27 protein-coding genes and 1 tRNA gene are annotated in these 21,905 nt (G+C 67.6%); 13 read left to right on the top strand and 15 right to left on the bottom strand.

What is annotated here, in order from left to right:
- Positions 1-62 precede the first annotated feature (62 nt).
- The gene (locus F572_RS0102640) at positions 63-1,370 is read right to left on the bottom strand and encodes a DEAD/DEAH box helicase (RefSeq protein WP_017941467.1); all 1,308 of its coding nucleotides are present in this window, start codon (positions 1,368-1,370) and stop codon (positions 63-65) included.
- A 115-nt stretch (positions 1,371-1,485) separates the two neighbouring features.
- Here F572_RS0102640 and trxA point away from each other — a divergent pair, with 115 nt between their 5' ends.
- Both trxA and rho read left to right on the top strand, forming a co-directional pair.
- Entirely contained in the window at positions 1,486-1,812 is a 327-nt protein-coding gene (trxA, locus tag F572_RS0102645) for a thioredoxin TrxA (protein WP_017941468.1), read from the top strand.
- A gap of 189 nt (positions 1,813-2,001) precedes the next feature.
- Positions 2,002-3,261 carry a transcription termination factor Rho gene (gene rho, locus F572_RS0102650; RefSeq protein WP_017941469.1) on the top strand — a complete coding sequence of 420 codons (1,260 nt, stop codon included), beginning with the start codon at positions 2,002-2,004 and terminating at the stop codon, positions 3,259-3,261.
- Between the two features lie 194 nt (positions 3,262-3,455).
- Here rho and F572_RS0102655 read toward each other — a convergent pair whose 3' ends face one another.
- The 5 genes from F572_RS0102655 to rph form a co-directional block, all read right to left on the bottom strand.
- Complete coding sequence (locus tag F572_RS0102655; protein ID WP_017941470.1) at positions 3,456-3,704, bottom strand: transcriptional antiterminator, Rof; 249 nt, start codon at positions 3,702-3,704, stop codon at positions 3,456-3,458.
- On the bottom strand, positions 3,701-3,895 hold the full coding sequence (locus F572_RS0102660) for a CPXCG motif-containing cysteine-rich protein (RefSeq protein WP_026142959.1): 195 nt from the start codon (positions 3,893-3,895) through the stop codon (positions 3,701-3,703). The genes F572_RS0102655 and F572_RS0102660 overlap by 4 nt, the downstream gene beginning before the upstream one ends.
- Positions 3,895-5,163, bottom strand: coding sequence for a radical SAM family heme chaperone HemW (hemW, locus tag F572_RS0102665; protein ID WP_026142960.1), 1,269 nt, complete (start codon positions 5,161-5,163; stop codon positions 3,895-3,897). The genes F572_RS0102660 and hemW overlap by 1 nt, the downstream gene beginning before the upstream one ends.
- A gap of 147 nt (positions 5,164-5,310) precedes the next feature.
- Positions 5,311-5,931, bottom strand: coding sequence for an RdgB/HAM1 family non-canonical purine NTP pyrophosphatase (gene rdgB / locus F572_RS0102670; RefSeq protein ID WP_017941473.1), 621 nt, complete (start codon positions 5,929-5,931; stop codon positions 5,311-5,313).
- 3 nt (positions 5,932-5,934) lie between these two features.
- Entirely contained in the window at positions 5,935-6,654 is a 720-nt protein-coding gene (rph, locus tag F572_RS0102675; protein ID WP_017941474.1) for a ribonuclease PH, read from the bottom strand.
- Between the two features lie 84 nt (positions 6,655-6,738).
- On the opposite strand from rph, the gene F572_RS0102680 reads away from it, so the two are divergent.
- The 5 genes from F572_RS0102680 (at position 6,739) to F572_RS0102700 (ending at position 11,171) form a co-directional block, all read left to right on the top strand.
- Positions 6,739-7,602, top strand: a complete 864-nt coding sequence (locus F572_RS0102680; protein ID WP_026142961.1) for a YicC/YloC family endoribonuclease — start codon at positions 6,739-6,741, stop codon at positions 7,600-7,602.
- A gap of 3 nt (positions 7,603-7,605) precedes the next feature.
- Positions 7,606-7,827 (top strand): DUF2835 family protein, encoded by a 222-nt coding sequence (locus F572_RS0102685; protein WP_017941476.1) that lies wholly within the window; start codon positions 7,606-7,608, stop codon positions 7,825-7,827.
- Positions 7,828-7,916: 89 nt separating this feature from the next.
- Positions 7,917-8,348, top strand: a complete 432-nt coding sequence (locus F572_RS0102690) for an Hsp20/alpha crystallin family protein (protein WP_017941477.1) — start codon at positions 7,917-7,919, stop codon at positions 8,346-8,348.
- A gap of 520 nt (positions 8,349-8,868) precedes the next feature.
- On the top strand, positions 8,869-9,795 hold the full coding sequence (locus F572_RS0102695; RefSeq protein WP_017940563.1) for a DnaJ C-terminal domain-containing protein: 927 nt from the start codon (positions 8,869-8,871) through the stop codon (positions 9,793-9,795).
- Between the two features lie 26 nt (positions 9,796-9,821).
- On the top strand, positions 9,822-11,171 hold the full coding sequence (locus F572_RS0102700) for a DegQ family serine endoprotease (protein WP_017940562.1): 1,350 nt from the start codon (positions 9,822-9,824) through the stop codon (positions 11,169-11,171).
- A 399-nt stretch (positions 11,172-11,570) separates the two neighbouring features.
- Here the strand turns inward: F572_RS0102700 and F572_RS0102705 are convergent, their stop codons facing one another.
- Positions 11,571-12,008, bottom strand: a complete 438-nt coding sequence (locus tag F572_RS0102705; protein WP_017940561.1) for a molybdenum cofactor biosynthesis protein MoaE — start codon at positions 12,006-12,008, stop codon at positions 11,571-11,573.
- Position 12,009: 1 nt separating this feature from the next.
- Positions 12,010-12,243, bottom strand: a complete 234-nt coding sequence (moaD, locus tag F572_RS0102710) for a molybdopterin converting factor subunit 1 (protein WP_017940560.1) — start codon at positions 12,241-12,243, stop codon at positions 12,010-12,012.
- 45 nt (positions 12,244-12,288) lie between these two features.
- Here moaD and moaC point away from each other — a divergent pair, with 45 nt between their 5' ends.
- From moaC to F572_RS0102735, 5 genes are all read left to right on the top strand, one after another.
- On the top strand, positions 12,289-12,777 hold the full coding sequence (gene moaC / locus F572_RS0102715; protein WP_017940559.1) for a cyclic pyranopterin monophosphate synthase MoaC: 489 nt from the start codon (positions 12,289-12,291) through the stop codon (positions 12,775-12,777).
- Positions 12,774-14,954, top strand: a complete 2,181-nt coding sequence (locus tag F572_RS0102720) for an AsmA family protein (protein WP_017940558.1) — start codon at positions 12,774-12,776, stop codon at positions 14,952-14,954. The genes moaC and F572_RS0102720 overlap by 4 nt, the downstream gene beginning before the upstream one ends.
- A 45-nt stretch (positions 14,955-14,999) precedes the next feature.
- Entirely contained in the window at positions 15,000-16,058 is a 1,059-nt protein-coding gene (mutY, locus tag F572_RS0102725; protein ID WP_017940557.1) for an A/G-specific adenine glycosylase, read from the top strand.
- Positions 16,042-16,317, top strand: a complete 276-nt coding sequence (locus F572_RS0102730; RefSeq protein ID WP_017940556.1) for an oxidative damage protection protein — start codon at positions 16,042-16,044, stop codon at positions 16,315-16,317. The genes mutY and F572_RS0102730 overlap by 17 nt, the downstream gene beginning before the upstream one ends.
- A gap of 111 nt (positions 16,318-16,428) precedes the next feature.
- Positions 16,429-16,504: transfer RNA gene (locus tag F572_RS0102735), tRNA-Phe, on the top strand.
- Positions 16,505-16,616: 112 nt separating this feature from the next.
- On the opposite strand, the gene F572_RS0102740 is transcribed toward F572_RS0102735, so the two are convergent.
- Positions 16,617-16,949, bottom strand: a complete 333-nt coding sequence (locus tag F572_RS0102740) for a hypothetical protein (protein ID WP_017940555.1) — start codon at positions 16,947-16,949, stop codon at positions 16,617-16,619.
- Between the two features lie 11 nt (positions 16,950-16,960).
- Positions 16,961-17,167, bottom strand: a complete 207-nt coding sequence (locus F572_RS0102745) for a hypothetical protein (protein WP_017940554.1) — start codon at positions 17,165-17,167, stop codon at positions 16,961-16,963.
- A gap of 120 nt (positions 17,168-17,287) precedes the next feature.
- Here F572_RS0102745 and F572_RS0102750 point away from each other — a divergent pair, with 120 nt between their 5' ends.
- Complete coding sequence (locus F572_RS0102750) at positions 17,288-17,782, top strand: tetratricopeptide repeat protein (protein ID WP_017940553.1); 495 nt, start codon at positions 17,288-17,290, stop codon at positions 17,780-17,782.
- A gap of 69 nt (positions 17,783-17,851) precedes the next feature.
- Here the strand turns inward: F572_RS0102750 and F572_RS0102755 are convergent, their stop codons facing one another.
- From F572_RS0102755 to F572_RS0102775, 5 genes are all read right to left on the bottom strand, one after another.
- The gene (locus F572_RS0102755) at positions 17,852-18,226 is read right to left on the bottom strand and encodes a hypothetical protein (protein WP_017940552.1); all 375 of its coding nucleotides are present in this window, start codon (positions 18,224-18,226) and stop codon (positions 17,852-17,854) included.
- 124 nt (positions 18,227-18,350) lie between these two features.
- A complete protein-coding gene (locus F572_RS0102760) occupies positions 18,351-18,800 on the bottom strand; it encodes a helix-turn-helix domain-containing protein (protein ID WP_017940551.1) in 450 nt (149 codons plus the stop codon).
- A 2-nt stretch (positions 18,801-18,802) separates the two neighbouring features.
- Positions 18,803-19,105, bottom strand: coding sequence for a hypothetical protein (locus F572_RS0102765; protein ID WP_231366605.1), 303 nt, complete (start codon positions 19,103-19,105; stop codon positions 18,803-18,805).
- Between the two features lie 271 nt (positions 19,106-19,376).
- Complete coding sequence (locus F572_RS0102770; RefSeq protein ID WP_231291063.1) at positions 19,377-21,617, bottom strand: AAA family ATPase; 2,241 nt, start codon at positions 21,615-21,617, stop codon at positions 19,377-19,379.
- On the bottom strand, positions 21,614-21,859 hold the full coding sequence (locus F572_RS0102775) for a hypothetical protein (protein ID WP_017940548.1): 246 nt from the start codon (positions 21,857-21,859) through the stop codon (positions 21,614-21,616). Before F572_RS0102775 ends, F572_RS0102770 begins: the two co-directional genes overlap by 4 nt.
- Positions 21,860-21,905: the final 46 nt, after the last annotated feature.

Genomic DNA, 21,905 nt, shown 5'->3' on the forward strand with positions numbered 1-21,905 from the left:
CGTAATCGATAGGTCGGAGGTTCGACTCCTCTCGCCGGCACCATCTTTCTCTGCCTCTGTTCTCAGCTGCGGTTGCCGCCCGGTCGGCCGCCGCGCTGCGGGCGGCCGCCGCCCGAACGTCCTCCACTACCCGATCGCGGCCCGCCGCGGCGGTCGTCACGCGGTTTGCGCGGGCGCGGCTTCGGCTTCACCGCATCCTGGAACAGCCCAGCCGGGTCCACGCTCGCGGTGGGGATGCGCTCGCCCAGGTAGCTCTCGATATCCGGCAGGTAGAAGGCCGAGTCCTCGCAGCCGAAGCTGATCGCGTCGCCCTCGGCGCCGGCACGGGCAGTACGCCCGATGCGGTGCACGTAGTCCTCGCCGGACTGCGGCAGGTCGAAGTTGAAGACATGGGAGACCGCCGGGATGTGCAGTCCGCGCGCGGCCACGTCGGTGGCCACCAGAAACCGGTATTCCCCCGTCGAGAAATGCTCCAGCAGTGTCTGGCGCTTGTTCTGGGGCACGTCGCCCGACAGCAGTGCGGCCTTCTGGTCGTTCGCGTTCAGCCAGTCGCAGACCTTCTCGGCACCGTGCTTGGTGTTCACGAACACGATCGCGCGCTCGGGCTCCAGGTCGCGTGCGAGTCCCAGCAACAGCGGGATCTTCTCGTCGTTGGCCGGGTAGTAGATCACCTGGCGCACGCGGTCGGCGGTCAGGGTCTCGGCCTCGACCTGGACCTTCTCCGGGTTGTTCATGTGCTCGAAGGCCAGTTCCATCACGCGGTAGGACAGCGTGGCGGAGAACAGCATGGACAGGCGCTCGTGGGCTGGCGCGCAGCGGCGCATCAGGAAGCGCACGTCCTTGATGAAGCCGAGATCAAACATGCGGTCGGCCTCGTCCAGCACCACGACCTCCGTGTGCTTCAGGCCGAAGACCTTCTGCTTGAAGTAGTCGATGATGCGTCCCGGCGTGCCGATCAGGATGTCGGCCCCGGCCTCCAGCTGTTCGCGTTGGGTGTCGTAGCCGGTGCCGCCGTAGGCGAGCGCGAGCTTGAGCCCGGTCTCGGCCCCCAGCGACTCGGCATCCTTGTGGATCTGGATCGCCAGCTCGCGGGTCGGGGCCAGGATCAGGGCGCGCACGTCGGTGGGCCGCCGGTCCGGCGACGGTTGCTGGCGCAGCAGGCGGTTGAAGGTCGCGATCAGGAAGGCCGCGGTCTTGCCGGTCCCGGTCTGCGCCTGGCCGGCGACGTCGCGCCCGGCGAGGGCGATCGGCAGGGTCTGCGCCTGAATCGGGGTGCAGGTTTCGAAGCCGGTCGCGCGGATGCCCGCCTGGACGGGTTCGGGCAGATCGAGCTGGTCGAAGCGGGTCGTGTCCTGCGCGGTCTCGGTCATGGGGTTCCTCGGGTCCTGCTTGTTACTTGAACTGTCCGGCGTTGATCGTCGATAGTAAGGGCCGTGCAGCCGGCGGTGCGGGCTGCTCCCCCAACCCAAGTCATGAGGGCTCGGAGTGAGCGACAAAATTGTGTACACATCGGACGCCGGTTTCGACGAGGACGTCCTGAAGGCCGATCAGCCCGTCCTGGTGGACTACTGGGCCGAATGGTGCGGCCCCTGCAAGATGATCGCGCCCATTCTGGACGAAATCGCCGAAGAATACGCCGGCAAGGTGAAGGTCGCCAAGCTGAACATCGACGAGAACCCGTCCACGCCGCCGAAGTACGGCATCCGCGGGATCCCGACGCTCATGCTGTTCAAGGGCGGCGATGTCGAGGCCACCAAGGTCGGTGCCCTGTCCAAGTCGCAGCTGACGGCGTTCCTGGACCAGCACCTGTAACACCCGGGCCTGGCGGGCGACCGCCAGGCCCCGCAGGCGCGTGGCTTCTCCGGGCTTGCCCCGGGCCGCCGCCTCGCTTACCATCGAACGAGTTCGAGTGGCCGCCAGGTCATTCCCTGCCTCCTTCCAGTCAATCCGTGCGACCACCCCCGGTCGCCGATCATCCACGTTGAACACAGCATCCCACGCATGAATCTGACCGAATTGAAGCGGATGTCCGCTGCCGATCTCGTGGCCTTCGCCGAAGAAAAGGGCATCGAGAACATGTCCCGCGCGCGCAAGCAGGAGATCATCTTTGCCCTGCTCAAGGCCCACGCCAAGAGCGGCGAGGCTATCTACGGCGACGGCGTTCTCGAGATCCTCTCCGACGGCTTCGGCTTTCTCCGCAGTGCCGACAGCTCCTACCAGGCGGGCCCGGACGATGTGTATGTCTCGCCCAGCCAGATCCGCCGCTTTGGCCTGCGCACTGGCGACACCATCTCCGGCAAGATCCGCCCGCCCAAGGACAACGAGCGCTACTTCGCGCTGCTGAAGGTCTCGGAGATCAACTTCGAGCCACCGGAGAACGCCAAGCACAAGGTGCTGTTCGAGAACCTCACCCCGCTGCATGCCAACGAGCGCATGCGCATGGAGCGCGGCAACGGCTCCACCGAGGACATCACCGCCCGCGTCATCGACATCGTCGCGCCCTTCGGGAAAGGCCAGCGTGGCCTGATCGTCTCCCCGCCCAAGGCGGGCAAGACGCTGATGCTGCAGAACATCGCGCAGAGCATCGCCGGCAACTATCCCGAGTGCTACCTGATCGTGCTGCTGATCGACGAACGCCCGGAAGAGGTCACCGAGATGGACCGGATGGTCCAGGGCGAGGTCGTTTCCTCCACCTTCGACGAGCCGGCCCAGCGCCATGTGCAGGTCGCCGAGATGGTGATCGAAAAGGCCAAGCGCCTGGTCGAGCACAAGCGCGACGTGGTTATCCTGCTGGACTCCATCACCCGCCTGGCGCGCGCCTACAACACCGTTGCCCCCAGTTCCGGCAAGGTGCTGACCGGCGGTGTCGACGCCAACGCCCTGCACCGCCCCAAGCGCTTCTTCGGCGCCGCGCGCAACGTGGAAGAGGGCGGCAGCCTGACCATTCTCGCCACCGCGCTGGTCGAGACCGGCTCCAAAATGGACGAGGTGATCTACGAGGAGTTCAAGGGCACGGGCAACATGGAGATCCACCTGGAGCGGCGCATCGCGGAGAAGCGTATCTATCCGGCGATCAACGTGAACCGCTCGGGCACCCGTCGCGAAGAACTGCTGACCGCGCCGGACGAGCTGCAAAAGCTCTGGATCCTGCGCAAGTTCCTGCACGGCATGGACGACATCGAGGCCATGGAATTCCTGCTCGGCCGCATGCAGTCGTCCAAGACCAATTCCGACTTCTTCGACCAGATGAAGCGCAGCTAGCTGAGACCCGCTGCGGCCGCCTCTGCCTCGAAAGGCAAGGGCGGTTTACAGGAAGGTTCGAAGTACGGAAGGTTTCAGGGCTATCCGGGTACGGCCGAGGCCTCGTGGGTCGGCCCATCGCCGGAGGCTGTTACAGGCCCGTTTTGATCCGTTCTTCCCGTCTTCATGCCTTCCTGTAGAGTGCCTTTTGGTGTTCAGCCCGAGACGGGTTCGAAGCTGATCAGCCGGTCCAGGCGCCACCATTGCCGGCGGCCCGCCGTATCACGCAGGATCAGGTACTCGGCGCCGCGCCGGGTGCGCAGGTCCAGCGGGCGCACGATCGCGATCCGGTCCATCGCCCCGCGCCGCCAGTGCGTGCGCAGGAACTGCCCGCGCACGATCGCGAGCTCCAGCTCGGAGTAGCGTTCGCAGGCAATCGGCGTGTAGGGCGGCGCGGCGCTCACTCGCCCTCCCGTCGGGCCTCGATGCGCGGGATCTCCTCGTCCCCGGTATCCTCGCGGCGGAACACGATGGGGGCACAGCACACCGCGCAGTCCTCGACCCACTCGCGGTCGTTGCTGACCATGTCCACCGTGATCTCGCCGGGCTCGCCGCACCAGGGGCAGGCAAAACCGACAAACTCCACGGGACGCATCATCGACTCTCCTCCCGGCCCGCGGGCCAGGCTATCGGCGTGGCGATCGACTCCTGCGGAGTCCCTTCCGGAAGAAACCGTTCCAGCACGTCATTGAGAAACGCCAGGCCCCTTTCCGTGGCCTGCAGGCGTTCCGTATCCCCTACCAGGAGCCCTTCGGCGCGCAGTTTGGCAAGCGCCGGTTCCAGCGCCGGCAGTGGCAGCCCGCAACGGGCCTCGAAGCTCGCAGCGGGAACGCCCTCCACCAGCCGCAGCGCATTCAGCATGAATTCGAACGGCCGTTCCGCCGGGGGCACCGCCTGATCCTTGTGCTGCTGCGGGGCGGCCAGATAGGCCTCCGGCTGGCGCAGCTTGATGCGGCGCAGGATCCGGCCCTCGTGCACCTGCGTCAGTTTGCCGTGGGCCCCGGCGCCGATGCCGAGGTAGTCGCCGAAGGTCCAGTAGTTGCGGTTGTGCCGACATGTCTGCCCCGCGCGTGCATAGGCGGATACCTCGTATCGAGTATAGCCAGCCGCCGCCAGATCGGACTGGCCGCGGGCAAACAATTCCTCGATCGTCGCGTCCTCCGGCAGCTCGGGCGGGCGGGCCGCGAACAGGGTGTTCGGCTCCAGGGTCAGCTGGTACCAGGAGATATGCCCCGGGTCCTGTTCGATCGCCGCCCGCAGGTCCGCGAGGCCCGCCGTGACCGACTGGTCCGGCAGGCCGAACATCAGGTCCAGGTTGATCGCCTCGAAGCCGGCGGCGCGGGCGTGCTCCACCGCGCTGCGCGCCTCGGCCGCCCCGTGGATGCGCCCGAGGCGCGCGAGCATCGCGTCGTCAAAGCTCTGGACGCCCAGCGACAGCCGGTTGACCCCGGCCTCGCGGTAGCCGCGAAAGTAGGCGCGATCGGCGGTGCCGGGGTTGGCCTCCAGCGTCACCTCGCAGTCCGGGCGCAGCGGCAGCCGGGCGCGCAGACCGGACATGAGTTCGTTCAGCGCCTCCGGCGGGAACAGGCTGGGGGTGCCGCCGCCGATGAATATGCTTTCCAGCCGTCGCCCCCAGACGTCCGGTAGCTGGCCTTCCAGGTCACGCAGCAGTGCTGCCACGTACGCGTCGAACGGCGCCTCCCCCCGTGGTTCGTGCGAGTTGAAGTCGCAATACGGGCACTTGCGCACGCACCAGGGCAGGTGCACGTACAACGCCAGCGGTGGCGGATGGGTCATCGCGGGGTTCATGTGCGGAGCATAGGCGAGGGGGCGGGTGGGGTCGAAAGCACGCAGTCCCGTCATTGCGGCCTCACGCGCCGGGGTTTCCCTGCCGATCGCCACGGCGCTGCGCGCCTCGCGATGACGGGGGGCAAGAAGCATCGTCATCGCGAGCGCCGCAGGCGCGTGGCGATCTCTCCGGGTGGCCCCGGTGCCGGACGGCGTGGGTTGTCAGGCCGGCGGGTTGCCCATGCGCGCGCGCAGGGCGGCCCCGAGCTCTTGCAGGGCCTGACCACGATGACTCAGGCGGTTCTTGGTCTCCGGGGGCAGCTCGGCCGAGGTGCAACCTTCCCGGGGCACGAAGAACAGCGGGTCGTAGCCAAAGCCCTCGGCGCCGCTGGCCTGTTCCGCGATGCGCCCGGGCCACACCCCCTGGGCGATGATCGGCGCCGGATCCTCGGCATGCTCCAGGTACACCACGACCGCGCGGAACCGTGCGCCGCGCTGTTCCGGCGGGACGCCGGCCAGTGCCTCCAGCAGCTTGGCGTTATTGGCCGCGTCGTCGCCATCGGGGCCGGCATAGCGGGCGGAGTAGATCCCCGGCTGGCCGTGCAGGGCATCGACCTCCAGCCCGGAGTCGTCGGCGATCGCCGGCAGCCCGGTGTGGCGGGCGGCGTTGCGCGCCTTGAGGATCGCGTTCTCCACGAACGTCAGGCCGGTCTCGTCGGCCTCGGGTACGGCGTGCTCGGACTGTGCCTCGACCGCCAGCCCCAGCGGTTCCAGCAGGGCGCGGATCTCGCGCAACTTGCCGGGGTTGCCGGTGGCAAGGACGACGCGGCGAGCCTCACTCATGGTTCAGCCCTCTGCGAGCACGGCGCGTTGGGCCTCGCAGATCTCCTGGATGCCCTTCTCGCCCAGGTCCAGCATCTGGTCCAGCTCGTCGCGGCGGAAGGCGTGGCCCTCAGCCGTGCCCTGGATCTCGATCACGCCGCCGGCCTCGTTCATCACCAGGTTGAGGTCGGTCTCGGCCTGCGAGTCCTCGTCGTAATCCAGGTCCAGCACCGGCTCGCCGCCGAAGATGCCCACCGAGATCGCCGCCACCTGACCGTGCAGCGGGTCCTTGCGGATCAGGCCCTGTTCGCGCGCCTTGCGGATGGCGTCGTACAGCGCGACATAGGCCCCGCTGATCGAGGCGGTACGGGTGCCGCCGTCGGCCTGGATCACGTCGCAGTCGACAATGATCTGGCGCTCGCCCAGGGCCTCGAGGTCCACGACCGCGCGTAGTGAACGGCCGATCAGGCGCTGGATCTCCATGGTGCGTCCGCCCAGCTTGCCGCGGGCGGCCTCGCGCACCATGCGGTCGTGGGTGGAGCGCGGAAGCATGCTGTATTCGGCCGTCACCCAGCCGCGGCCCTTGTTCTTCAGCCACGGCGGTACGCGCGATTCCACCGTGGCGTTGCACAGCACGCGCGTGTCCCCGAATTCCACCAGTACGGAACCCTCCGCGTGCCGGGTGAAATGGCGGGTAAAACGCACGGGGCGCATCGCGTCGGCTGCTCGGCCACTGGGTCGCATGCTGTGATCCTTGCTAGATTTGAGAGGGGCGCAGTATACGGGCCGCCACCGCCATACGCAGCAGGGACCGTAACGGGGGGAAGCATGATTACCAGCATGACCGGATTTGCCCGGCACGCGATGACACTGGACGCGGGCGTTTTCGACTGGGAGCTGAAAAGCGTCAATCACCGCTACCTGGAACTGCGCATCCATCTCCCCGACCCCCTGCGCTCGCTGGAGGCCGAGGTGCGCAATCGCCTGAAGGCCCGCCTCGCACGCGGCAAGGTGGATGCGGTTCTGCGCGATCGCGGCCAGGCCGACAGTGCCCCGGAGGCCTTCGATCAGGAGCGGGCCCAGGCGCTGATCGGTGCCTGCGCGTCGATCGAGCGCCTGATGCCCAACCCGGCGCCGGTGTCGCCGCTGGATGTGTTGCGCTGGCCGGGCGTATTGCAGGATACCGCGGATGTCGGGGAGGCCCTGGCGGCCCCGTTGCTCGCCGGCTTCGACCACGCGCTGGAGGCCCTGGTCGAGATGCGCATGACGGAGGGGGCGGCCCTGGCCGACGGCATGCGCTCGCGCCTGAACGCGCTGGCGGGGCATGCCCGGACGGTCCGCGCGCGGCGCGAGCCGATGCTGGACGAGCAGCGCAGCCGCATCCTCGCCCGCATCCACGAACTGGACCTGAACCTCGACCCGAAGCGTCTGGAACAGGAGGTGGCCCTGCTGGCCCAGCGCATGGATATCGCCGAGGAGCTGGACCGCATCGACGGCCATGTGGCCGCCGTGCACGAGATTCTGGACCAGGGTGGGCCCAGCGGGCGACGGCTCGACTTCCTGATGCAGGAGTTCAACCGCGAGGCTAATACCATCTCGTCCAAGTCGCATGACCTGGAGATCACCCGCGCGACGGTGGAGATGAAGGTCCTGATCGAGCAGCTGCGCGAGCAGGTGCAGAACCTGGAATAGCCGATGCGCCGGTTTCGCCTGCGCCTGGCGATCTCGCGCCAGGAGATGGAGGACTACTACACCGGTCGCGCCGCGGTGGTCTTCGCCCAGGCCGACAGCGGCGAGAGCGTGCAATTCCCCGCGCGGCTGCTGCGCAGCCACCTGGATCAGCGTGGCGTGCACGGCGTCTTCGAGCTCGTCACCGATGACGACTACAAGCTGCGGGAGTTCCGTCGTCTCCGGTGACGGAAATTCCCCTCAGGCCCTTGAAAACGCGGGATGTGTCCCTACCTCTATGGGTGAGTCAGATGACACCCGTACAAGGAGGGAACGCCATGACCATGACCCGTTACGAACCGTTCAGCCTGCTCGGCCAACTGTCGCGTGAACTCGGCCGCATGCCGGACATGCCCGGCACCGAGGACTCCGCCGCAACCTCCGACTGGGCGCCCGCGGTGGATATCCGCGAAGAGACCGATGCCTACGTGCTGCACGCCGACATCCCCGGGGTGGACCCGAAGGATATCGAGCTGCACATGGAAAACGGCGTGCTGACCCTGCGCGGCGAGCGCAAGCACGAGAGCGAGGAAGAGAAGAACGGCTACAAGCGCATCGAACGCGTGCGCGGCACCTTCTTCCGCCGCTTCTCCCTGCCGGACACGGCGGATGCCGAGAACATCTCCGCGCGCAGCGAGAATGGCGTGCTGGAGGTTCGCATCCCGAAGCAGGCCCGCGTGCAGCCGCGCCGGATCCAGATCGAGAGCTGATCCGGCACCCAACCCGCCCGCGACCGGTCCGGCCGTGGGCTACACGGGCGCTGCCGGCGCAAGGGAGACGCTGATTGAATCGCACGTCCGCGTTGGTGCCCCCTGTTTTCCGAGACAAGGCGCGTCGTGCAGCGGGTAGTGGTTCTACCCGCAAGCGGCGCAACGCAGGATCGGGGAACAGGGGGCACCAACCCCACAAGCCATTGAATGCAGGGGCTCGGCCGCTTTTGCGTGGGAACGGCGTTGCGGTTCCCTTGTGCAGAATGACTGCACGGCAGTCACCGCGCCTTGTTCGCACGCAAAAGCGACTCGAGCGCGGACGCGCGATTCAATCAGCGTCTCCCAAGCGGGCGGCGCTTCGTTTTTTGGAAACGACCACAGGGTCCGTGCCAAGCGATTTACAAGACCGATGCACGGGTGACAGCCGAATCCCGGCTATCATGGGAAGGGTCGAGACCCCGAACCACAGCGGGATCCGGGTGTCCCCCGAGGATCGGACAGAGGCAACTCTGGGAGTGCAATGGAATACAAGGACTACTACAAGATCCTCGGTGTGAGCCGCGACGCCAGCCAGGACGAGATCAAGAAGGCCTACCGCAAGCTGGCGCGCAAGTATCACCCGGACGTCAGCAAGGACCCGGACGCCGAGACCCGCATCAAGGAGGTCAACGAGGCCTACGAGGCGCTGGGCGATCCGGAAAAGCGCAAGGCCTATGACCAGCTGGGTTCCAACTGGCGCCAGGGGCAGGACTTTCGGCCGCCGCCCGGCTGGGACGGCTGGACCCAGCACGGCGGTGCCCGCGGGGGCGCCGGTGCCGGCGCCGGGGCCGATTTCGGCGGGTTCTCGGATTTCTTCGATTCGATCTTTGGTGGCGGCGGCATGGGCGGCGGTCGCCGCCGCGCGGGCGGGGCCGGCTTCAACATGCGCGGCGCCGACCGCGAGGGCCGGGTGGAGATCACCCTGGACCAGGCGCTCAAGGGCACCGAGGTCTCGGTCCAGGATGCCGAGGGTCGGGTGCAGCGCGTGCGTATCCCGGCCGGGGCCAAGGACGGCTCGCGCCTGCGCGTGCGCGGCCAGGGCGACCCGGGTGTCGGCAGTGGCGGCGCCGGCGATCTACTGCTGGAGATCCGCGTCAAGCCGGACAGCCGCTACACCCTGGACGGGCGCAATCTCTACCGCGAAATCCCGATCACGCCCTGGGAGGCCGCGCTGGGGGCGACCATCGAGGTCCCCACGCCGCACGGCTGGGTGAACCTGAAGATCCCGGCGGGCTCGCAGTCGGGCAAGCAGATGCGCCTGAAGGGCAAGGGCCTGCCGGGCAAGCCCCCGGGCGATCTCTATCTGAAGCTGATGGTGCAGGTGCCGCCGGAGGACGAGGCCGGGGACTGGTACCGCAAGATGGCCGAGAAGTCGTCCTTCGCCCCGCGCGCCGACCTGGCGCCGTGACCCGGAACGCAACGTAAGGAGCGCCCATGCGTCGGTTGATCCCCCTCCTGATCCTGGCCCTGGCCCTGCTCGGGGCCGCGCCGGCCACCGCCCAGCTGCCGGCGGCCGTGGACGGCCAGCCCCTGCCCTCGCTGGCGCCGATGCTCGAGCGCACCATCCCCGGGGTGGTGAACATCGCCACCCGCTCGCGGGTGGTGGAGTCGGTCAGCCCGCTGTTCGACGACCCCTTCTTCCGCCGTTTCTTCGATGTCCCCGAGCGTTCGCGCGAACGCGAGCGCCAGGGCCTGGGCTCCGGCGTGATCGTGGATGCCGAGGCGGGTACCATCCTCACCAACAGCCACGTGATCGCGCGCGCCGACACCATCCTGGTCACGCTCCATGACGGCCGCCAGTACGAGGCCGAGGTGGTGGGCACCGACCCGGCTACCGACGTCGCCGTGATCCGCATCGACGCGGAGGACCTGCAGGCGATCCCGCTGGCGGATTCCGACGCCCTGCGCGTGGGCGACTTCGTGGTCGCCATCGGCAACCCCTTCGGCCTGGGACAGACCGTGACCAGCGGTATCGTCAGCGCCCTGGGCCGCAGCGGGCTGGGCGGCGCCGGCTTCGAGGACTTCATTCAGACCGATGCCTCCATCAACCCGGGCAACTCCGGCGGGGCATTGGTGAACCTGCGCGGCGAACTGGTCGGCATCAACACCGCCATCCTTGCCCGGGGCGGCGGCAATATCGGCATCGGCTTCGCGATCCCGACCAACATGGCCAGCCAGATCCAGGATCACCTGCTGGCCGAGGGCCGCGTGGAGCGCGGCGCGCTGGGCGTGGAGATGCAGGACCTGACCCCGGCGCTGGCCCAGGCCTTTGGCCTGGACCTCTCGCAGGGCGCCGTGATTACCCGGGTAGTGCGCGGCTCGGCCGCCGAACGCGCGGGCCTGCTGCACGGAGATGTCGTGCTGCGGGTGGATGGCCAGCCGGTGCGCAGCGCCAGCGACCTGCGCAATCGCCTCGGCCTGCTGCGCGCCGGCTCCGAGGTGGAGCTGGACGTCCTGCGCGACGGGACGGAACAGCCGATCGTCGCGCGACTGGATCGCCCGGAAGAGCGGCGTATCGAGGGAGCGGCCATCCACCCGCGCCTCGACGGCGTGCGTTTGTCGGAGACCACCGGAAACGACGGCCGCAGCCGCGTGGCGGCGATCGCGGTGGAACCCGGTACCGCCGGGGCCCGTGCCGGCCTGCGCCCTGGCGACGTGCTGCTTGCGATCAACCGCCAGCGCATCGAGCGTCTGTCCGACCTGCCGCAGCAACTCGCCGCCCAGCAGACCCTGGAGCTGCAACTACGACGCGGTAACCAGACCCTCTACCTGACCCTGCGCTGAAGGCCGGCCGTGTTCCGTTGCGGCCACGTCCGTGCACTGCGCCTGCACCCCGGGGCACCACCGTATCCACCGTTAAACCGGCCACTTCCTCCGGCACGCCCCGTCATCCCGGCCGGAGCGAAGCGGAGAGCCGGGATCTCCCGCGCGGGAAAACTCCTGATGACCGGGACATCCCCGGGGGTGGAGATCCCGGATAACCGCTGCGCGGTTTCCGGGATGACGGTGTGAGCGATGTTGCGGCCGGGATGGCCGGTTGATGCGCTGCGGTACGGGGGCAACCCCTGGTCTGACCCTGCCCTGTAGGAGCCTGCTCGCAGGCGAATGCACCTGCCCGCGTCCGACTTTGGCAGGGGCTTCGCCTGCGAGCAGGCTCCTACAGGGGGGCAGCGGGCGGGGGGATCAGAAACCGGGGGTGTTCTTCTCCACCCAGCGCTGGGTGCCGTCGGTCAGGGTCTCGCGTTTCCAGAACGGGGCCTCGTGCTTCAGGCGTTCCAGGATGTCACTGCAGGCATCGCGGGCGGCCACGCGGTGGGCCGACCAGGTGGCCACCAGCACCAGGGCGTCGCCGGGGCGCACGTCACCCACGCGGTGGGCCACATGGCAGCCGAGCAGCGGCCAGCGTGCCTCGGCCTCGGCGACGATGCGTTCCAGCTCGCGCTCGGTCATCCCCGGGTAGTGCTCCAGGAACAGCCCGGTCACGTCCTCGTCCTCGTTGAAGTCGCGCATGCGGCCGACGAACACGCTGGCCGCGCCGCGCGCATTCGCCGGGATGGCCTGCTCCGCCTGACGGACGATCTCCCAGGGGTCGAAGTCGCCGGTGTAGATCTCGACCGCCACCCTAGCCCCCGGTCACCGGCGGGAAGTAGGCGACCTCGTCGCCGTCGCGCACCGGGGTCTCCAGGCTGGCCTGCTCCTGGTTCACCGCGGCCATCAGGCGTTCCGGCGGGGCCTCCTGATGCAGGTGCCGCCACAGTTCACCGACGGTCAGGCTGTCCCCGGGCAGCTCGGCTGCGTCGCCCTGGCGGCCCAGCTCCTCGCGCAGACGCGCAAAATAATGGACGTGTACGGTCATTCCGGCCCCTGTAAACATGACTGCGAGTCAAGCATTATAGCCATCATGAACGAATTCACTCACTTCGATGCCGAAGGCCATGCGCATATGGTCGACGTCGGCGAAAAGTCCGTCACCCATCGCGTGGCGATCGCCGAAGGCCGCATCCACATGCAGCCGGATACCCTCCAGCGCATCCGCGAAGGCCGCCATGCGAAGGGGGACGTCCTCGGCATCGCCCGGGTGGCTGGCATCATGGGGGCGAAGAAGACCGGCGACCTGATCCCGTTGTGCCACCCGATCGGCCTGACCCGGGTGGCCCTGGAGCTGGAGACGGAAGACACCGCCGTACGCGTGCAGGCCACCTGCGAGGTGCACGCCCAGACCGGGGTGGAGATGGAGGCACTGACAGCCGTATCCACCGCGCTGCTGACGGTCTACGACATGTGCAAGGCCGTGGATCGCGGCATGCAAATTGATGGTGTTCGCCTGCTGGAGAAACGCGGGGGCCGCAGTGGCACCTGGCGGGCCGAACCGAAAGGAGATTCCGAATGAAATGGATCAAGCGCCTGCTGGGCCTGATCGCTGTCCTGATCCTGCTGGTCATTATCGTGGCCGCCTACCTGCTGATCACCTTCGATGCGAATGACTACAAGGAGCGTATCGAGGCCGAGGTGCAGGAGGCGACTGGTCGCGAACTGACCCTCTCCGGGCCGATCGGCCTGACCCTGTTCCCCAGCCTCGGGCTGCGTCTGGAAGAGGTGCGCTTCGGCAATGCCGAGAGCTTCGGCGACGAACCGTTCGCCGAGGTCGACGTGGTGGATGTTGCGGTGGCGGTGTTGCCGCTTTTGCGCCGCGAGCTGGAGGTCCAGCGCGTGGAGGCCGACGGCGTGCGCCTGAACCTGGCGCGCGACGAGCAGGGCCGCAACAACTGGGACGATCTGCTGGATCACGCCGGTGCGGCTCGCGATGACGCCGTGGGTGCCGACGACGACGAGCGCACCGAGACCGAGACCCGGCTGGCCCTGCAGCGTATCGACGTGGCCGGGATCTCCCTGACCAATGCCCGGGTGCACTGGGATGACCGCGAGACCGGCATGCAGGCCACCCTGGAGCCGTTCGAGCTGCAGGTGGGTCGCTTCCGGCCGGGCGTCGAGACGCGCCTCGACCTGGAGGCGGTTGTGCGCGCCGAGGGCGGCGATCTCGACGAGCCGGTCGAGCTGGCCCTGGATCTGGGCGGCCTGATGAACGTCGACCTGCTCAACGAGCGCTACTCCGTGCGCCGCCTGAACGCGACCCTGGGCCTCGATGGCGGCGGCCTGCCTCGTGCGGTGGGCATGACGCTGGAGAGCGATGTGGCGCTGGAACTGGCCGACGCCATGACCCTGCGTTTCGAGCGCCTGACGCTGGGCGTATCCGACCTGCGCCTGACCGGGTTTGCCGAGCTGTCCGACCTGGACGGCGAGCAGGCGCGGGTGCGCACCGAGATGCGCACCAACACCATCAACCTGAAGGACTTCATGGAGGATCTGGGGCTGGAGGCACCGGCGACCAACGACCCCGACGCCCTGTCGCGCGTCGCGTTCGATTTCTCCGCCAACGGCAGCTTCCAGGCGCTGAACATGGACCCGTTCCTGATCACGGTGGATGACGCCATGCTGAGCGGTTCCGCGGGCTGGGATGGCCGCGGGGCGCGCCCGCTGATCACCTTCGACGTCTCCGGCGAGAGCCTGAATCTCGACCGCTACCTGCCGCCGGAGGTGGAAGAGGCCCGCACCGAAAACGGCAATGGCAATGGCGGAGCCGATGAGGATATCGCCATCGAACTGCCGCTGGAGGCACTGCGCAGCATCGACGTGGACGGCCGCGCGGCGCTGGGCCGGCTCGACGTGATGGGCATGGTCCTGCGCAACATCGAGCTTCAGATCAAGGCCGAGGCGGGCGACTGGCATATCCAGCCCCTGAACGCCGAGGCCTATGACGGTGAACTGACCAGCCGCCTGCGCCTGGATGCCCGCCAAGATGTCCCGCGCTACGAACTGGCGGCTGATCTGCAGAGCCTGGATATCGGGGCCCTGCTGGAGGACTTCCAGGGCGACGATGCACGGTTGATGGGCACCGGCAACCTGGAGCTGGATATCAGCACCCGGGGCGAGCTCCTGAGCGAGTTGAAGGGCGCCCTGAACGGCTCGGGCAACATGCGCTTCGAGGACGGCGCGGTGCGTGGCATCAACGTGGCCCGGATTATCCGCCGCGCCGAGGCACGTCTGCGCGGCGAGCAGCTGGAAGATGACGAGCCTAACCAGACCGACTTCAGCGAGCTGACCGGCAGCTTCACCATCCGCGATGGCGTGGTGCGCAATAACGACCTGGCGGCCAGCTCGCCCCTGCTGCGGGTACGCGGCGAAGGCCAGGCTGACCTGAACGACGACACCCTCGACTACCGCGTGAACACCACCGTCGTGGGTACGCTGGAGGGCCAGGGCGGCCGCGAACTGGACGACCTGCGCGGTGTCACCCTGCCCATCCGCATCAGCGGTACGTTCGACGATCCGAGTTTCCGTCTGAATCTGGAGGACGCCCTGCGCGAGCGCTACGAGGGCGAGGCGCGCGAACGCGTGCGCGAGGAGCAGGAGCGTGCCCGGGAGCGCATCGAACAGGAAGAAGATCGCGTCCGCGAGCGTCTCGACGAAGAGACCGAAGGGCTCCTGGATCGCCTGCGCAGCCGTTGATCGGTTGACCCCGTGCACTGCACGGGGTCGCGAGCCGTCCTCACCATGAAGTCATTCGCCGAGCGACTGCTGGCCTGGTTTGACCGCCACGGCCGCAACGACCTGCCGTGGCAGCACCCGCGCACGTCCTACCGGGTATGGGTCTCCGAGATCATGCTGCAGCAGACCCGGGTGGAGACGGTTGTCCCCTACTTCCTGCGCTTCGTGGAACAGTTCCCCGATGTGGAAAGCCTCGCGGCGGCGCCGCAGGACGCCGTGCTGCACCAGTGGTCGGGGCTTGGCTACTATGCCCGCGCGCGCAACCTGCACCGCGCCGCGCAGGTGGTCGTCGCGGAGCACGGTGGCGTCTTTCCCGCCGAGCGCGAGGCCCTGGAGCACCTCCCCGGTATTGGCCGCTCCACCGCCGCTGCGATCATCGCCCAGGCGCATGACGCCCCCGAGGCCATCCTGGATGGCAACGCCAAGCGCGTCCTCGCACGCCACGCCGCCATCCACGGCTGGTCCGGCCGCCCGGCCGTGCAGCGCGCGCTGTGGGCCGAGGCCGAGGCGCGCACCCCCGCTACGCGCTGCGCCGACTACACCCAGGCGATCATGGACCTGGGCGCCCTGCTCTGTACCCGCAGCCGACCCGCCTGCGAGGCCTGTCCGGTGCGCGCGGACTGTGGCGCCGTGCAGCAGGGCCTGACCGCTACGCTGCCCTCGCCCCGGCCGCGCCGCGACCTGCCCACCCGCACCCGCTGGGCCGCCTGCCTGCGAGCCCCCGAGGGCATCGCCCTGGTCCAGCGTGAGCAGGACGGTATCTGGGGCGGGCTCTACAGCCTGCCCGAGGCCGAAACCCCCGAGGCCCTGGAGGACTGGGTGCTGACCCAGTGGCCTAGCGCCGCTGCGGCCGCAAACGACCACGGCCTGCAGCACAGCTTCAGCCACTACCGCCTGGACCTGCGCATCCGGCCCTTCGACCTCCCGGCCGGCGCGTGTGGGATCATGGAAGGCGACAGGGTGATTTGGTATAAACCTGGCACAACACGGGCGGTCGGCATCCCGGCCCCCATCCAGCGTTATCTGCACGACGACAAGGACTCCGGCAATGGCACGAACCGTTAACTGCGTAAAACTCGGGCAAGAGGCCGAAGGCCTGGACTTCCCGCCCTATCCCGGCGAGATGGGCAAGAAGATCTACCTGAACGTGTCCAAGGAGGCCTGGCAGGCCTGGCTGAGCCACCAGACCATGCTGATCAACGAATACCGCCTGACCCCGGTCGATCCCAAGGCGCGCAAGTTCCTGGAAGAGGAAATGGAAAAGTTCCTGTTCGGGGACGGCTCCGAGAAGCCGGAAGGCTTCGTCGACCCGAACGCCTCCTGAGTCGCGGTTTTCCGCGCCTCGCGTCGCCCGGCGGTCCATCGCGCTTGACGTGGAGCCGCCGGGCCGCTTTAATACCGCCCTTCGTCCGCAGGACGAATCCCCCCGAAGTATGGCCGGGTAGCTCAGTCGGTAGAGCAGGGGATTGAAAATCCCCGTGTCGGCGGTTCGATTCCGTCCCCGGCCACCATTAGTTTTCAAAGGCTTACGCGGGATCCGCCGCGCCCCTGCTTCCAAGCCTTCGCTTCCGTGTAAGCACTATGTAAGCAACGCCGCCTCATCGGCACCGGTGTTCGCTGGGCTTATCGCCGCACCATCCCGTTCACCAGCACCGCCACCGCGAACACCGCCAGCCCCACCATCACGGACATGGGCAGATTGATCGCCCACTCCAGAACGCGAGAGAGGCCGACCCAACCGTCGATCTCCACCGGCTCCGGTACGTTCAGGCCAATGAATTCGAGCGCCAACCGGAACGGGAGCGGCAACCACACCCCTTCCTGAAGCCAGTGCCAAACCTGATACCCCAGCACTCCCGCCAACCACAGCCAGCCGAAGACGAAGGCGACGGAGACCAGCACCCCCGCCGCTTTGTCCGCGAAGTCTTCGACTGGTGGCCGCTGGTCGTGGCTCATCCTGCTCCCGTCTAGGGCTGGATCTCCGGCGCGGACTCCTCCAACACCCCCGCCAGCCGGTCGGCGCTATGCGCCACCATCTTCAGCAGTGCGGCGGTGTCGGGGTCGGTATGGCTGGCAATCGCCTTGCACCCGGCTCGGATCTCAAGCGCCAGGTCTCGCGCCTCCCCCAGGTCAAGAAGGTGCGCGGCGTGGGTGATAGCATCGGTGGTGCTCATGGCGTCTACTCCTAGGTAGTGACGTTGTGGGAAGCGCCCGGGGTAGCTGCAACTGCCTCGGGTGCGTTTTCAACGTAGCACCGGGGGTGAACCGGTGCCAGTGCTGACTTCGACGGGGATATGTTCGGAATCAAGTGGATCTTGGGTGCTGCGCTCTTGCTGCCATTGCTGGTGTACGGTGGGGCGTTTGCTTCGGGAGACGAATTCGGTCGGGGGGTGGCCCTCTATTGGGCCGGAGAACACGAAGAGGCTCAAGAGGTGTTGCGACCGCTCGCTGAGCAAGGCCACGCTGATGCCGCGTTCCTCCTTGCCGACATATTCCATCAAGGCCGTAGTGGAGTCCTTCAGGATTATGCTGAGGCGGCTCGGTGGTATCGTCGGGCAGCGGAAACGGGCGACACCTTAGCGCAGAGCGTTCTTAGTGACGTGTACGGTTACGACATGGGGGATCCCATTCGGGCCCACATGTGGGCAAACATCGCTACCGCAAATGGGTATGAGGCCGGTGCTGAAGTGCGAGATTATTGGGCGCAACAGATGACTCCTGAGCAAATCGCCGAAGCCCAGCGCCGTGCCCATGACTGCTTGGAGTCCAACTACACCGAGTGTGACTGAGCAGGCCGGCCCACCGCAGCCCTCCGAGCGATCCCGGTAAACCTATCTCTCACGGAGATCACAGCGGGGCTAATCCTTGTGCTCCTGCTCCCCGCTCTCCTCTCGGTGCTCACGCATGGCCCGCGCTTGTTTTTCTTGTTTCCGTTTAAGGCGACCACCCATAAAGAAATAGCTATCCAATTTCGCGAGCAGCGAGAGGAACCCCACCACCACCCCGAGGAAGACGGCAAATGCCACAATGCCGCCGATCTCTTCCCCATGATTTCGGACCGTCCAAGCGCCGACGCTCAAGGCGAAGCCCCCGAGAATCACCACGGCCAGGGTGATAGCCAGGTATCGCCAGGCAGTACTGAAGGCACGTCGGCACGTCGGGCACACCGCCAGCAAAGTTGCGAATTGCAGCAGTGCTATGAGGATCAGTAGCACAATGACCGCGCCATTCATGGCTTCACCCCGCCGAGTTCCGCGGGCCTTTGGATATCGGAATCGGCACAGCGCTGCTTCAGACCGAGAAAGGCCACGCGGAACTTCAACGTAGCACCGGGGGCGCGCCGGTGTCACTGCGCCCCTAATCTTCCCCACCCCCCTCGGGTTCCGGTTTCACGTCGATCACGCGACCAACTTGGCGCAGGGCGTCCAGGTGAAGCTGCCCGATGTTCACTTGCACCCCCGGCCCGGAGTCGCCCCACTGCTGCGGTGACAGCCGGGCCGCCAGCCATTTGCGCAGGTCGGCCTGCTGCTTCACCTTCTGGAGCGCGATAGTGTCCTCCTCGGCCCCGTCCGTGATCGCCAGGGCTTCATCCATCAAAGCACCGGCGGCCTCCTGTCTCGCACGGGCAAGCGCGTCCCTGCGGTGCGGGCGGTTGCACCAGGTGCTGAGGATCTGGCGGGAGATCCCCAACTCCTCGGCAATGGCTTTCAGCGTCCGCCCCTCGGCCACCTGCCCGAACACATAGGCTTCCCCACCGGCCTTCCGGATCGTCGCGTGGGCGGCTCGGGTGATCGGTTTCGCGGCCATCTTCAGACCCTCCAGGCTTCGTCTACGCGTTTCCGCTTCCCGTGGGCGTCGATTGTGTAAAAGCCCGAATCCTCGAAACGGGCAATAGCGGCCATCACGTAGAAGTCCTGCTCGGGGTACAGCATCTTCAGCCGCATCGCTTCCTGATAGGCTTCCTGCGCATCCCCGTAATTCGAGACGGGCGCCCAGGTCTCGGGACACCAGACCATGAAGAACATGCCTCGAGCGCGGCGGTGGTCTCGGACCTCCGGCGGCTCGTGTACTCGGCGGTTCTGGGGACGGATAGGTGGGTACTCGTGGTTCATGGCGTTTCCCTCTCTTGGTTAGATTGCACCGGGGCTCCGGTGTCTGGGTTCACGGGCCAAACCCCAGCCGGGGGGCGGCGCCCGAAATCGGGATACAACACCGGGGGGCATCGGCTTTGAACCGTCTGCGCCGGTTTGCGCCAGTTCTGCGCCAGTTCGGAACCGGCGCAAACTGGAGCAGGGGCGGCGCCCCTGCGCCGCTCCAGTTCCCAGGGGGTGTGGGGGAAAGGCGCGCGCGCAGAACTGGCGCAGAGACTGGCGCCCCCGGTGTTCATTCGCTTGCCTCCCCGGAACCGGCGCGCTCCGAACCGGCGCAGATCGCGTATCGCTCTTTCGGCTTGCGCTGCGGACTGCGGTACTCCTCCCGGCGGATCTTTCCGGCGCGCTCCAGCCGGGCAAGGGCTTCCCAGAAGCGCCGCTTCCCTCCGCCCCCGCGCAGGTGCTCCGGCAGGTCGGGGTATCGGGTCAGCACGTGGTGGGTGGTGCCGGGGCCGGTGCGCCCGGTGGGAACGTCCTCCCCGGAGTCCATCGCTGCGCGGATGGCGTTTAGCACGTCCTCTTCATCCTGCTGGCGGTTCAGGTCGGCCTCCTCCGCCACCCACTCGGAATCCAAGCGGGGGACCAGCAGGCCGCCTTCCCACACGAGATTGAGCGGGGCGGCCTTCGTCGCCAGGTTGGCCTTCTGGTGCTCCAGGGTGAGGCCGTCACCGCTGGCGGTCAGGAACAGGCGGGAGCGGGCGCTGTTGTGCCAGGCCGTGGAACCGCTGTAGCCCTCGGGGCTGGATTGGCGGCTGCCGCTCGCCTTGGCGGTGCTCTTGTCCACGTGCGCCAGCAGTAGCACCGCACCATCGGTGCGCCGGGCCATCCCCGCCAGCGCCCGAATGAAAGCCCGCACCCGGGCGCGCTCCACCTCATTGGCGTCGAAGGTGTCGGAAGCGTTGTCGATGATGACCAGCCCCGCGCGGTGCTCGACCGCTTCCCGGTCCAGGGCCTTGAAGGCGGGTGTCGTGGCGCCTCTGCGCGCCCCCTCCGTGACCACTTCCCGGAACAGCACCGGGTCGGCCTCGGTGGCGTCCAGAACTTTCAGATGCTCCGCCAACTCCGCCGGGTCTACCCCCATCGCTCGCGTGATCTGCTGGAGTCGCCAGCGAACCACGTCCGCGCCGTCCTCGGCGCTGAAAAACAGCACCGGGCGCCTCTCCACGGGGAAGCCCAGGAAAGGCCGTCCCAGGGCCACACAGACCGCCAGGTGAAGCGCGAGCGTCGATTTTCCCGCCCCACCATGCGCCCCGAGCAGCGTGACGGTCCCTGCCGGGATATATGGCGACAGGATATGCCTCGGCGCAGGTGCCTCGGTGCTTTCCAGATCGTCCAGGCGCACTACAGGGAACGTGGGCCGGTCGTCCGGTCGCTCCTCCCGCTCCACGGCGCCCAGGTAGGGGAAGTCCTCGGCCACCGCCACGGCACCGGGTTTACGCGCTGCCGCCTTCCGGATGCCGTCCCACAGGTACTGCATGGCCTTGGCCTCGTTTTGCCCCCGGTGTTCCAGCGCCACCCGGAAAGCGTCCGAGTGCGCCAGAACCCCCAGCACCTCGGGAGGCTCCAGCCCCTGCGCCAGCAGGACCGTGGTGAAGCTCTGGAGCGCCCGCGAGCGGTCGCGCTTGAATCGCTCCGGCGGTTGGTCGCAGTCCTCCAGGAAGCACAGCCATCCATCCGCCAGATCCAGCGCCGTGCGCTCGGGCACGTCCTCGGGGATCGGCGGCGGAGTGTTGGGCAGGCCGGAGTCCTCCCCGGTCCCCGCCTCGGGCTTTTCTGCGGGGCGGTGTGGGTCTAGCAGTTCGGCCAGGTTGTGCACGGGGCGGGGCTCACGGGGGAAGCCTTCGACGTGCGCCCCGGTGACGGTCACGAAACGGACCGCACCGCCCGCCGGGTATGCCTCCACACCTCCAAGATTGAAAGCCCCGCCAGCACTTCCGAAGCAGAACACCCGGAAGCCCTCACCGGATGGCGAAACCTCGGTGTAGCTGCCGACCGCCTTGATGGTCTCCCATCCGGCCAGTTTGTCCGGGGCAATCTCCCCCGTGTGCGGATCGCGCAGGCCGTCGAAGTCCAGCGCCACCAGGTCGGGGGCGTCCATCCATGCGTGCGTGAGCACCAGCCCCAGGCCATCGGTCTGCGGGCATTGGCGCAGGGCTTCCCGGGCCTCCTCGAAGCTGCCGCAGTGCTTGGCCTCGGCAGTGCTGGCGGGCGCGAAGGGGTGGCGGGGCTGTCGCGGGATTTTGTCCTGCTTCAGTTGGCCGAAGGGCGTGGCCTTGCCGCCCTTCTCGCGGCGCTGGTACAGCACCCAGTACGGCAGTTTCTTCAACGCCTCGGAAATGTTGTCCGGGTTCGGCTCGGCGGCCTTCACTACCACCGGGGTGGGGGTGGTATTCTGGTTGCGCAGTCCCGTCACGTCTGCACCGGCCTCGCCCCATCCCCCGGGTGCGGGGCCACTCTTTTCTTCCCTCGTCACTCGGCACCCCCTGCGGCCTTGCGGCTCGGCACGGGGCGCGGTGGCATGGCCTCGGCTTTCGCCTTCAGCCGCTCCAGGGAGTCGGCAGGCCAGAGCAGCCGACCATTCGGAAGGCGGTCTGGCACCAGGCCGAAGTAGCTGCCACGGCGGCAGAGGTGAACGCGGATCGAGTCAGGGGCAAGCCCGATGCTTCGGGCCAGTTCGGTGGTGGAAAGACCAAGGGGGTGGTTGTGCGTGTCCATCAATGCGCCTCCGTTTGTTCGGGTGACGCATTCAGAATCCATACCG

Source organism: Thioalkalivibrio sp. ALE14 (assembly GCF_000376845.1).
GTDB lineage: Bacteria > Pseudomonadota > Gammaproteobacteria > Ectothiorhodospirales > Ectothiorhodospiraceae > Thioalkalivibrio.